Annotated in this window: 8 protein-coding genes; all 8 read right to left on the minus strand. The window is 70.9% G+C overall.

Annotation, left to right across the window (positions count from 1 at the left end; genetic code table 11):
• Positions 1-21: 21 nt before the first annotated feature.
• Entirely contained in the window at positions 22-1731 is a 1710-nt protein-coding gene (locus STRNI_RS12755) for a proline--tRNA ligase (protein ID WP_018093384.1), read from the minus strand.
• A gap of 582 nt (positions 1732-2313) precedes the next feature.
• A complete protein-coding gene (locus STRNI_RS12760; protein WP_018087093.1) occupies positions 2314-2850 on the minus strand; it encodes a GNAT family N-acetyltransferase in 537 nt (178 codons plus the stop codon).
• Positions 2851-2874: 24 nt separating this feature from the next.
• Positions 2875-3720 carry a GNAT family N-acetyltransferase gene (locus STRNI_RS12765; protein WP_018087094.1) on the minus strand — a complete coding sequence of 282 codons (846 nt, stop codon included), beginning with the start codon at positions 3718-3720 and terminating at the stop codon, positions 2875-2877.
• Positions 3721-3896: 176 nt separating this feature from the next.
• A complete protein-coding gene (gene ispG / locus STRNI_RS12770; RefSeq protein ID WP_159485918.1) occupies positions 3897-5054 on the minus strand; it encodes a flavodoxin-dependent (E)-4-hydroxy-3-methylbut-2-enyl-diphosphate synthase in 1158 nt (385 codons plus the stop codon).
• A 173-nt stretch (positions 5055-5227) separates the two neighbouring features.
• Positions 5228-6529, minus strand: coding sequence for a M50 family metallopeptidase (locus tag STRNI_RS12775; RefSeq protein WP_018087096.1), 1302 nt, complete (start codon positions 6527-6529; stop codon positions 5228-5230).
• A complete protein-coding gene (gene dxr, locus STRNI_RS12780; protein WP_018087097.1) occupies positions 6526-7791 on the minus strand; it encodes a 1-deoxy-D-xylulose-5-phosphate reductoisomerase in 1266 nt (421 codons plus the stop codon). Before dxr ends, STRNI_RS12775 begins: the two co-directional genes overlap by 4 nt.
• A 149-nt stretch (positions 7792-7940) precedes the next feature.
• Positions 7941-9860: an acyl-CoA dehydrogenase family protein gene (locus STRNI_RS12785; protein WP_018087098.1), complete on the minus strand. Its 1920-nt coding sequence runs from the start codon at positions 9858-9860 to the stop codon at positions 7941-7943.
• A gap of 490 nt (positions 9861-10350) precedes the next feature.
• The gene (locus STRNI_RS12790; RefSeq protein WP_109892832.1) at positions 10351-11811 is read right to left on the minus strand and encodes an aldehyde dehydrogenase family protein; all 1461 of its coding nucleotides are present in this window, start codon (positions 11809-11811) and stop codon (positions 10351-10353) included.
• Positions 11812-11932: the final 121 nt, after the last annotated feature.

An 11932-nucleotide genomic window follows, 5' to 3' on the forward strand; every position in this document is an offset into this window, starting at 1 on the left:
GGCCCGTTCGTCGTGCGCCGGTTACGCGCTGAGGCGGGCGACGGCCTCCTCGACCGTCAGCTCCTCGCGCTCGCCGGTACGGCGGTCCTTGACCTCGACGACGCCCTCGGCGGCACGCCGGCCGGCGACCACGATGGTCGGGACGCCGAGCAGCTCGGCGTCGGTGAACTTCACGCCCGGCGAGACCCCGGCCCGGTCGTCGACGAGGACCCGCAGGCCCGCGGCGCCGAGCTGCTCGCCGACCTCCAGGGCGAGCTCGGTCTGCTTGGCCTTGCCGGCCGCGACGACATGCACATCGGCCGGGGCGATCTCGCGGGGCCAGCACAGACCCTTGTCGTCGTGGGTCTGCTCGGCGAGGGCGGCCACCGCACGGGAGACGCCGATGCCGTAGGAGCCCATGGTGACCCGGGCGGGCTTGCCGTTCTGGCCGAGCACATCGAGCTCGAAGGCGTCCGCGTACTTGCGGCCGAGCTGGAAGATGTGGCCGATCTCGATGGCACGGTCGATCTTCAGGCCGGTGCCGCACTCGGGGCAGGGGTCGCCCGGCTCGACGACGACCACGTCGAGGTAGTCGTCGACCTCGAAGTCCCGGCCCGCGACGACGTTCTTGGCGTGCTTGCCCTCCTCGTTGGCGCCGGTGACCCAGGCGGTGCCGGGGGCGACGCGCGGGTCGGCGATGTAGCGGAACGCCTTGCCGGCCAGGCCCTGCGGGCCGACATAGCCGCGGACCAGGTCCGGGCGGTCGGTGAAGTCCTCGGCGGTGACCAGCTCGACGGTGGCCGGTGCCAGGTGCTCACCGAGCTTGCCGAGGTCGACCTCGCGGTTGCCGGGGACACCGACCGCGACGATCTCGCCGTCGACCTTGACCAGCAGGTTCTTCAGGGTCGCGGCGGCCGGCACACCGAGGTACTCGGCGAGGGACTCGATGGTCGGGGTGTCGGGGGTGTCCAGCACCTCGACGGGGCCGTGCGCGGCGCCGTCGACCGGCTCGACCTTGACCGTGACGGCCTCGGTGTTGGCGGCGTAGTCGCAGGCCGGGCAGTCGACGAAGGTGTCCTCACCGGCGGCCGCGGGGGCCAGGAACTCCTCGGAGGCGGAGCCGCCCATCGCGCCGGAGACGGCGGAGACGATGCGGTAGTCCAGGCCGAGCCGCTCGAAGATCTTGGTGTAGGCCTCGCGGTGCAGCGCGTAGGACTGCTCCAGACCCTCGTCGGTGGTGTCGAAGCTGTACGAGTCCTTCATCTGGAACTCGCGGCCGCGCAGCACACCGGAGCGGGGACGGGCCTCGTCGCGGTACTTGGTCTGGATCTGGTAGAGGATCACCGGCAGGTCCTTGTAGGACGTGCACTGGTCCTTGACCGTGAGGGTGAAGATCTCCTCGTGGGTGGGGCCGAGGAGGTAGTCGGCGCCCTTGCGGTCCTTGAGGCGGAAGAGCAGGTCGCCGTACTCCTCCCAGCGGCCGCTGGCCTCGTAGGGCTCCTTGGGCAGCAGGGCCGGCAGCAGGACCTCCTGGCCACCGATGGCGTCCATCTCCTCGCGCACCACGCGGGAGACGTTCTCCAGGACCTTCTTGCCCAGCGGCAGCCACGTCCAGATGCCGGCGGAGGAGCGGCGGACGTAACCGGCGCGGACGAGCAGCTTGTGGCTGGCGGTCTCGGCGTCGGCCGGGTCGTCGCGCAGTGTCTTGATCATCAAGCGGGACATGCGCTGGACCTGTGCGGCGTGGGCCATGGGAGATTCTCCTGCGTAAGAAAGGTGACTCCCTGGAGGTTAGCTGGAGGGGTATGGCACAAGGAAATGCGATGCCGCTGCGCTTGGGCTTCCTTCCCGCGTTTTCGGCTTTCCCGCCGTGGGGGTTGCTCGCCGTTTGTGGCCCGCTGCGCGGTGCCCTCGCCGTTGCGCCTGGCGGCGGGCCGGCGTCCGCTGCGCGGGGCTGTCGGGGTGCGGTGACGGGCCTCCGCGGGTGGGGGTGTCCGGACTGCTTCGCTTTACGTCCGGACACCCCCACCCGCTCCGGCCCGTCCCCTCCCGTTGAGGGGTGGGTAAAACGGTGGGTGGGGGTGCACGCCGGTGGTCCCGTGCACGTCGTAGGGAGCAGTGAATCGTCCTACGGACGCCCGCCCCCACCCACCTGTAGTCACTCCCCCAACGGGAGGGGACGGGCCGGAGGGGCAGGGTTTCCGGACGTAAAGCGAAGCAGTCCGGAAACCCTGCCCCGGAGGCCCGTCACCGCACCCGACACCCACCCAGCCCGCCGCAGGCGCAACGGCGAGCAACACCCACGGCGGGAAAGCCGACAACGTGGGAGGAAGGTCAAGGCCGCTTCAGAGGGAGGGGCGCCCCCATCACCGCGTACGGCGTGGGGGCGCTGGGGAAGAGGACGCGGCGGGCCAGGTCGTGGTAGCCGAGGGAACGGTAGAGGCGGCGGGCGGGGCTCTCCGTGTCGATGGCCGAGAGGATGGAGCGGGGTTCGGTGGCCTCGTCGGTGATGCGGGTGATCAGTGCCCGGCCGATGCCGCGGTGCTGGTAGGCGGGGTGGACATGCAGCTCGGTGATGGTGAAGGAGTCGTCGAGCCAGTGGTCGAGGCCCTCGCTGCGGAGGTAGGGCTCGACGACGGTGGACCACCAGTGGGCGCGGTCGTTGGGCATGCCGTAGACGAAGCCGGTCAGCCGGCCGTCGGGGGTGGTGGCACCGAGCGCCCGGGCGCCGGGGCAGCGGAGGTGACGCAGCACGATGTGCCGGCGGACGGCGATCTCCTCGTCGCTGAGGCCGAAGGCGAGCGCCTGGACGGCCAGCGCGTCGTCCACGCGGGCAGCGAGATCAAGGGGGCCGACCGCGACGTCATCCATGCTCGGAGCGTACAAGGCGGTGCGTCAGAACAGTACGCTCATGAACGCCCCGACTTCCTCGAAGCCCACCCGGCGATAGGAGGCGCGGGCCGCGGTGTTGTAGTCGTTGACGTAGAGGCTGACGACGGGGGCGACGTCGCTGAGGGCGTAGCGCAGTACGGCGGCCATCCCGGTCTCGGAGAGGCCCTTGCCGCGGTAGGCGGGGTCGACCCAGACGCCCTGGACCTGGCAGGCCCGCTGGGTGGCGGCGCCGATCTCGGCCTTGAAGATGACCTTGCCGTTCTCGATACGGGCGAAGGAGCGGCCTGCGCCGACGAGTTCGGCGACCCTGGCCTGGTAGAGGAGCCCGCCGTCGCCGGCCATCGGGGAGATGCCGACCTCTTCGGTGAACATGGCCACGCACGCGGGCATGATCAGGTCCATCTCGTTCTTGCGGATCCGCCGGACGTACGGGTCGGGGGCGATCTCGGCGGAGGGTGCGGTGGTGACCATCAGGGGCTGGTGGGCGCGGATTTCGCGGGCCGGCCCCCAGTAGGGCTCCAGGAGCGACCACAGTTCGGCGGTGGCTTCCGCGGGGCCGACGATGGACGAGCAGCGGCGGCCCTGGCGGCGGGCGCGCTCGGCGAAGCCGCGGATGGCTTCGGAGGTGGCGCAGACGGGGACGAGGTTGGCGCCGGCGTAGCAGAGCGACTCCAGGTGACCGTCCACGTACCAGCCCCACATCTCACCGCCGAGCCGCCAGGGGTCGAGGCCGGCGATCTGTACACGGGCGGCGACAAAGGCATTGGCGACCGGATCGCGGTCGAGGACCGCGAGGGCGTCGTCGAGCTCCCCGGGCTCGAGGACCTTGATGGCGGTGGTCGTCAGCACGTGTCGGAAAGCCTCACCGTTACGGGCCTGGGAGGCCAGGCGGGAGCAGGTCCTGGCACTTTACCTCGCGCCTGCGGGGAGCACCCGGCCGCTGCGGGACGGATTGTCCGGGCAGCGCGGAGCCCCGCGGCCCGGGGCGGGCGGCGGGGCTCGGCGGCGGTGCGGTGGGCCGTGGGTCAGCCGGCGATGGCCACGGTCGGCTCGCCGGAGGCGATGCCGTCCTTCTCCATCTGCTCGGCGATCTTCATGGCCTCTTCGATGAGGGTCTCGACGATCTTCGACTCGGGGACGGTCTTGATGACCTCGCCCTTGACGAAGATCTGGCCCTTGCCGTTGCCGGAGGCGACACCGAGGTCGGCCTCGCGGGCCTCGCCGGGGCCGTTGACGACACAGCCCATGACGGCGACGCGCAGCGGCACCTCCATGCCGTCCAGACCCGCGGTGACCTCGTCGGCGAGCTTGTAGACATCGACCTGGGCGCGGCCGCAGGACGGGCAGGAGACGATCTCCAGCCGGCGCTGGCGGAGGTTGAGCGACTCCAGGATGGAGATGCCGACCTTGACCTCTTCGGCGGGCGGCGCGGACAGCGAGACCCGGATGGTGTCGCCGATGCCCTCGCTGAGCAGCGCGCCGAAGGCGACGGCGGACTTGATGGTGCCCTGGAAGGCGGGGCCGGCCTCCGTGACACCGAGGTGGAGGGGGTAGTCGCACTGGGCGGCGAGCTGGCGGTAGGCGTTGACCATCACGACCGGGTCGTTGTGCTTGACCGAGATCTTGATGTCGCGGAAGCCGTGCTCCTCGAAGAGGGAGGCCTCCCACAGCGCGGACTCGACGAGCGCCTCGGGGGTGGCCTTGCCGTACTTCTGCAGCAGGCGGCGGTCCAGGGAGCCGGCGTTGACGCCGATCCGGATCGGGGTCCCGGCGTCGCCGGCGGCCTTGGCGATCTCCTTGACCTGGTCGTCGAACTGCTTGATGTTGCCCGGGTTCACCCGGACCGCGGCGCAGCCCGCGTCGATCGCGGCGAAAACGTACTTCGGCTGGAAATGGATGTCCGCGATGACCGGAATCTGCGACTTCCGGGCGATCACGGGCAGCGCGTCGGCGTCGTCCTGCGTCGGGCAGGCGACCCGGACGATCTGGCAGCCGGAGGCCGTCAGCTCGGCGATCTGCTGCAGCGTCGCGCCGATGTCGGACGTGCGTGTGGTCGTCATCGACTGCACCGAGACCGGTGCGTCTCCGCCCACGGCGACCGGCCCGACCTGGATCTTGCGGCTGACCCGGCGGTCGGCAAGCTTGGTCGGTACGTCCGGCATTCCCAGTGAAATGGCAGTCATCTGGCGAGCAACCCCAAGGTGTGGATCTAGGCCCCGCAGCGGCGGGCTCCGGTCTTCGAGATTACGGCACAGGAGTCGCGGCAAGCACATCGCGCCCGTGTGGCGCCACGAATGGGGACGGCCGGGCACCTCCAAACGCCACAGAGGTGCCCGGCCGCCGCCAAACGTGCTTTCTAGGTCAGCTTCACCGGATTCACCACGTCGGCGACGAGCACCAGCAGCGTGAAGCAGATGAAGATCCCGGCGACGACGTAGGCGACCGGCATCAGCTTGGCGACGTCGAAGGGGCCGGGGTCGGGTCGCCGGACGATCTTGGCGAAGGCCCGTCGGACGGACTCCCACATGGCGCCCGCGATGTGCCCGCCGTCCAGCGGCAGCAGCGGCAGCATGTTGAACAGGAACAGCGAGAGGTTGAACCCGGCGACCAGGAAGAGCATGGTCGCCACCCGCTGCTCCGGCGGGATGTCCAGGGAGAAGACCTCGCCGCCGACCCGGGCCGCGCCGACCACGCCCATCGGGGAGTCCTGCTTGCGTTCGCCGCCGTTGAAGGCCGCGTCCCACAGGTCCGGGACCTTGGCGGGCAGGTTTATCAGCGAGGAGACACCCTGCTCGACCATGTTGCCCATGCGGTCGACGGACTGGCCGAAGGACTGCTGGACGACGCCGCTGGCCGGGGTGAAGCCGAGGAATCCGGCGGTGACGAATTCGCCGGGGACATAGCCGCCGCGGCCGTCGGTCTTGGCGACCTTGTTCTCGATGAGGTCGGCGTGCAGGGTCGCGCGCGCGCCGTGCCGCTCGACGACGAGGGTGGCGGGCCCGGTGGTGTCACGGATCTGCTGCTGCAGGGCGCCCCAGTCCGGCACGGGGTGGCCGTTGAACGAGACGATCTTGTCGCCGGCCCGCAGGCCCGCGGCCTTGGCCGGGGAGTCCTTGGCGCCGGCCGGGCACTTGTCGGTCTTGGCGGCGGCCGAGATGACGCACTCCGAGACCGAGCCGACCTGGGTGGTCTGGGTGTTGATCCCGAAGCCCATCAGCACGCTCATGAAGATCACGACCGCCAGGATCAGATTCATGAACGGCCCGGCGAACATCACGATGATGCGCTTCCAGGGCTTACGGGTGTAGAAGAGCCGCTTCTCGTCGCCGGGCTGCAGCTCCTCGAAGGCCGCCGAGCGGGCGTCCTCGATCATGCCGCGGAACGGCGAGGTGGAGCGGGCCTGCAGCTTTCCGTCGTCGCCGGGCGGGAACATGCCGATCATGCGGATGTAGCCGCCGAGCGGGACGGCCTTGATGCCGTACTCGGTATCGCCCTTCTTACGGGAGAAGAGCGTCGGCCCGAAGCCCACCATGTACTGCGGCACGCGGATACCGAACATCTTGGCCGTGGAGAGGTGGCCGAGCTCGTGCCAGGCAATGGAGAACAGCAGGCCGACGACGAAGACGACTATGCCGAGGATGGTCATCCAGGTCGTCATGCTCGAGCCTCCGAAGGTGTCCGTGCCGCACGGGCGGCCAGTTCGCGGGCGCGGGCGCGCGCCCAGGTTTCCGCCTCCAGGACGTCCGCGACCGTCAGGGAAGTTCCCCGTGCGGGCGTGCCGTGCTCGGCAACCACTGCGGCGACCGTATCCACAATCCCTGTGAACGGCAGCCCGCCCTTGAGGAATGCCTCCACACATTCCTCGTTCGCCGCGTTGAAGACGGCGGGGGCGGTGCCGCCCAGATCACCGACCCGGCGGGCGAGCGGGACGGAGGGGAAGGCCTCCTCGTCCAGCGGGAAGAACTCCCAGGTCTGCGCCTTCGTCCAGTCCACGCCCGGGGCGGCGTCCGGGACCCGCTCGGGCCAGCCGATGCCCAGGGCGATCGGCATCCGCATGTCGGGCGGGCTGGCCTGGGCGAGCGTGGAGCCGTCGGTGAACTCCACCATCGAGTGGATGTAGGACTGCGGATGGACGACGACCTCGATGCGGTCGAAGGGGACGTCGAAGAGCAGATGCGCCTCGATGACCTCCAGGCCCTTGTTGACGAGGGTCGCGGAGTTGATGGTGACGACCGGGCCCATCGACCAGGTGGGGTGGGCCAGCGCCTGCTCGGGCGTGACATCGGCCAGCTCACGCTTGGTGCGGCCGCGGAACGGGCCGCCGGAGGCGGTGACGACCAGCTTGCGGACCTCGGCCCGGTCGCCGCCGGTGAGCGCCTGGAAGAGCGCGGAGTGCTCGGAGTCGACGGGGAGGATCTGGCCGGGGCGGGCGATCGCCTTGACCAGGGGCCCGCCGACGATCAGCGACTCCTTGTTGGCCAGCGCGAGCACCCGGCCCGCCTTGAGGGCGGCCAGCGTGGGGGCGAGCCCGATGGAGCCGGTGATGCCGTTGAGGACGGTGTGGCAGGGGGAAGCGGCCAGGTCGGTGGCGGCGTCGGGGCCAGCCAGGATCTCGGGCAGCGGCTCGCCCGCGCCGTAGCGGTCCGCCAGCGCCGTACGCAGCGCGGGCACCGCGTCCTCGCGCGCCACGGCGACGGCGTTCACCCGCAGCTGGTGCGCCTGATCGGCGAGCAGCTCGACCCGGCCGCCGGCCGCGGAGAGCGCGGTCACGCGGAAGCGGTCGGGGTTGCGCAGCACGATGTCGATCGCCTGGGTGCCGATCGACCCGGTCGAGCCGAGGATCACGATGTCGCGCGGGCCGTCCGGGCCGGTGGCGGCCGGCTCGAAACGCAGATGCGGGTGGGCGAGGGAGTCCGTCATGTGGTCCATTGTGGCCGGTCGCCGAGGGGGCCAGGACACCTAGGGGGCGTCTTCCCGATCATGTGCCCCGTGCACTGCGCACGGGACATGCTCCAGGGCCGGTCCGGTGGATCGCTGCCGGACCGGCCCTGGGCGTGCGGCCGAGACGTTCAGCGGATGGGGCGCCGGACGTTGTCGGTCATGCTCGGGCCAGGCGTGGCGTCGGCGATCCAGGGGCCGTCTCCGCTGGGGTCGATGATGCCCTCCTCCAGCCAGGCGTAGCTGCCGTCGAGGACGCCGGAGACGACCTTGCGGTCGAGTTCGTCGGTGTTGGTCCACAGCCGGCCGAACAGCTCCTCGACGCGGATCCGCGCCTGCCGGCAGAACACATCGGCCAGCTGCTGCGCCTCACGGCCGTGGTCATCGGTCTCCCGCAGGTATTCGGCGCGTACACAGGCGGCGCTCATCGCGAAGAGTTCGGCGCCGATGTCGACGATCCGGCCGAGGAAGCCCTGTTTGGTCTCCATCCGGCCCTGCCAGCGGGACATCGCGTAGAAGGTGGAGCGGGCGAGCTTGCGGGAGGTCCGCTCGACATACCGCAGATGACCCGAGAGGCGGCCGAACTCCTGGTACGTACGCGGGAGTTGGCCCGGACCGGCGACGAGCTTGGGCAGCCAGCGGGCGTAGAACCCGCCGGCCCTGGCCGCCGCCCGGCCCTTGTCGGCGAGGGTCTTGTCGGGGTCGATGAGATCGCCGGCGACCGACAGATGGGCGTCCACCGCCTCGCGGGCGATCAGCAGATGCATGATCTCCGTGGAGCCCTCGAAGATCCGGTTGATGCGCATATCGCGCAGCATCTGCTCGGCGGGGACCGCGCGCTCGCCGCGGGCGGCGAGCGAGTCGGCGGTCTCGAAGCCGCGGCCGCCGCGGATCTGGACCAGCTCGTCGGCCATCAGCCAGCCCATCTCGGAGCCGTAGAGCTTGGCGAGGGCGGCCTCGATGCGGATGTCGTTGCGGTTCTCGTCGGCCATCTGGGAGGACAGGTCGACGACCGCTTCGAGGGCGAAGGTCGTCGCCGCGATGAAGGAGATCTTGGCGCCGACGGCCTCGTGCTTGGCGACCGGCCGGCCCCACTGCTCGCGGGCCCCGGACCACTCACGGGCGATCTTCAGGCACCACTTGCCCGAGCCGACGCACATCGCGGGCAGCGACAGCCGGCCGGTGTTGAGGGTGGTCAGGGCGATCTTCAGTCCGGCGCCCTCGGGGCCGATGCGGTTCGCGGCCGGGACCCGTACCTGGTGGAAGCGGGTGACACCGTTCTCCAGGCCGCGCAGGCCCATGAACGCATTGCGGTTCTCGACGGTGATGCCGGGCGAGGCCGCCTCGACGACGAAGGCCGTGATGCCGCCCTTGTGGCCCTCGGACGCGGGCACCCGCGCCATCACCACCAGCAGATCGGCGACCACCCCGTTGGTGGTCCACAGCTTCACACCGTCGAGCACATAGTCCGTGCCGTCCGGGACGGCCATGGTCGCCAGCCGGGCGGGGTCCGAGCCGACATCGGGCTCGGTCAGCAGGAAGGCCGAGATGTCCGTACGGGCGCAGCGCGGCAGGAAGGTTTCCTTCTGCTCCTTGGTGCCGAACAGCTTCAGGGGCTGCGGTACGCCGATCGACTGGTGCGCCGAGAGCAGTGCGCCGATGGCGGGGCTGGCCGTGCCGACCAGGGACAGGGCCCGGTTGTAGTAGACCTGGGTGAGGCCGAGGCCGCCGTACTTGGGGTCGATCTTCATCCCGAACGCGCCGAGCGCCTTGAGCCCGTCCACGGTCTCGTCCGGGATCTGCCCCTCGCGCTCGATCCGGGCGCCGTCGACCTCCGCCTCACAGAATTCGCGCAGCGTGGCCAGGAACTTCTCGCCGCGGCGTACGTCGTCGACCGCGGGGGTGGGGTGCGGATGGATGAGGTCGAGCCGGAAGCGCCCCAGGAACAGTTCCTTGGCGAAGCTGGGCTTGCGCCAGTCCTGCTCGCGTGCCGCCTCGGCGACCTGGCGTGCTTCGCGCTCGGAAACGTTGCGGATGGATGGAGCGGTCATCAGGAGCTCACCTCGCCGCTGGGTCGGGAGTTCAGCGCCGGCGGCCGGTCGGCCGCTGGACAGCGCTACTTGTGAGAGTTACCCGATCCGCACGGGTTGCACCACTGGAGCTACCGGGCGCGGGGAAGTGTTCGGGCCACCGCAGACCAAGCGGGACCTGCCTCCCGGCACCGGACCGGTCCGGCCGGACGCCCTCCGCCCTTCGGGGGGTGCGGCATACCGCGGGAGTTGTACGCGCGGCGGCGTCTCCCCCCTGGGGCAGCGCCCCCCGGCTCCCCCTCAGACAGGAGGAAGCGGAGGGGGCGCGTCCCGTACCGTCAAGATCCGGCATGGCGGTGCCGGAAAACGGGGGACGCGGCGCGCTCCGGAACAGGGTGCCGGAGCGCGCCGCGTCGAGGCCGGCGCCGGGGGGTGCGCCGGCCGGGGCCCGGACGGCGATACGGCCCAAGGGATGGCCGTCGCTGTCCACCGGTCCGGGCCGGGCCGGGTGTTACAGGGCCAGGCCGGTGAGGACCAGCACCCGCTCGTAGGTGTAGTCGTCCATCGCGAAGCGCACGCCCTCGCGGCCCACACCGGACTGCTTGACGCCGCCGTAGGGCATCTGGTCGGCGCGGTAGGACGGCACATCGCCGATGATCACGCCGCCGACCTCCAGCGCCCGGTGGGCGCGGAAGGCGGTCTGCACGTCGTGGGTGAACACCCCCGCCTGCAGGCCGAACTTGGAGTCGTTGACGGCCGCGAAGGCCTCGGCCTCCCCGTCGACCTTCTTGAGCGTGAGCACCGGGCCGAAGACCTCTTCGCAGGCGAGGGTGGCGTCGGCGGGCACATCCGCCAGCACGGTCGGCGCGTAGGAGGCGCCGTCGCGCTTGCCGCCCGCGAGCAGCTTCGCCCCGCGCTCCACGGCCTCGTCCACCCAGGACTCGACGCGCTTGGCGGCGTTCTCGTCGACCAGCGGGCCGACCTCGGTCGCGTCGTCCGACGGGTCGCCGGTGACCTGCGCCTCGACGGCCGCCACGATCTTGGGCACCAGACGGTCGTAGACGGAGGCGTCGGCGATCACCCGCTGCACCGAGATGCAGGACTGGCCGCCCTGGTAGTTGGAGAAGGTGGCGATGCGCTGCGCCGCCCAGTCCAGGTCCGCCTCGGAGGAGAAGTCCGGCAGGACGACGGCCGCGCCGTTGCCGCCGAGCTCCAGGGTGCAGTGCTTGCGCGGTACGGAGTCCAGGATCGCGTAGCCGACCTTCTCGGAGCCGGTGAAGGAGACCACCGGCAGCCGCTCGTCCTGGACCAGCGCCGGCATCCGGTCGTTGGGCACCGGGAGGATCGACCAGGAACCGGCCGGCAGGTCGGTCTCGGCCAGCAGCTCACCGAGGATCAGGCCGGAGAGCGGGGTGGCCGGGGCGGGCTTGAGGAGGATCGGGGCACCGGCCGCGATCGCCGGGGCGATCTTGTGGGCGCAGAGGTTCAGCGGGAAGTTGAACGGGGCGATGCCCAGGACCGTGCCGCGCGGGAAGCGGCGGGTCAGCGCCAGCCGGCCGGCGCCGCCGGCGTCGGTGTCCAGGCGCTGTGCCTCGCCGCCGTTGAAGCGGCGTGCCTCCTCGGCGGCGAAGCGGAACACGGAGACGGCCCGGCCGACCTCACCGCGCGCCCACTTCATGGGCTTGCCGTTCTCGGCGGAGATCAGCCGGGCGATCTCCTCCGTACGCTCCACCAGCCGGCGGTGCACATGGTCCAGCGCGGCGGCCCGCACATGCGCGGGGGTCGCGGCGAGCTCGTCCTGGACGGCGACGGAGGCGGCGATGGCCTCCTCGACCTGGGCCTCGGTGGGGACGCTCACCGTGCCGACGAGACGTCCGTCCCAGGGGGAGGTGACATCGAAGGTGGCCTCGCCGGTGGCCTCGCGGCCGGCGAGCCAAAAGGCGGTGGGGGCTGCATCAGTGGGGATCGGCACAGTGGAACCCGGCCCTTCAGAAGTGGTGGGTGGTGCGCATGGCTCAGGGAGCGTCTCTGCGGTTTTGACTCTGGACCCACGGTAGGGGTGCGGCGCCGTCGTGGCGTTTGTCCGAAGCGTA

The organism is Streptomyces nigrescens (assembly GCF_027626975.1).
In the GTDB taxonomy this organism is placed as follows: domain Bacteria; phylum Actinomycetota; class Actinomycetes; order Streptomycetales; family Streptomycetaceae; genus Streptomyces; species Streptomyces nigrescens.

Excerpts from the sequence above, each read along its gene's own strand:
- STRNI_RS12755 (WP_018093384.1), bottom strand. The coding sequence starts at position 1,731 with ATGGCCCACGCCGCACAGGTCCAGCGCATGTCCCGCTTGATGATCAAG.
- STRNI_RS12760 (WP_018087093.1), bottom strand. The coding sequence starts at position 2,850 with ATGGATGACGTCGCGGTCGGCCCCCTTGATCTCGCTGCCCGCGTGGAC.
- ispG (WP_159485918.1), bottom strand. The coding sequence starts at position 5,054 with ATGACTGCCATTTCACTGGGAATGCCGGACGTACCGACCAAGCTTGCC.
- STRNI_RS12775 (WP_018087096.1), bottom strand. The coding sequence starts at position 6,529 with ATGACGACCTGGATGACCATCCTCGGCATAGTCGTCTTCGTCGTCGGC.
- dxr (WP_018087097.1), bottom strand. The coding sequence starts at position 7,791 with ATGACGGACTCCCTCGCCCACCCGCATCTGCGTTTCGAGCCGGCCGCC.
- STRNI_RS12785 (WP_018087098.1), bottom strand. The coding sequence starts at position 9,860 with ATGACCGCTCCATCCATCCGCAACGTTTCCGAGCGCGAAGCACGCCAG.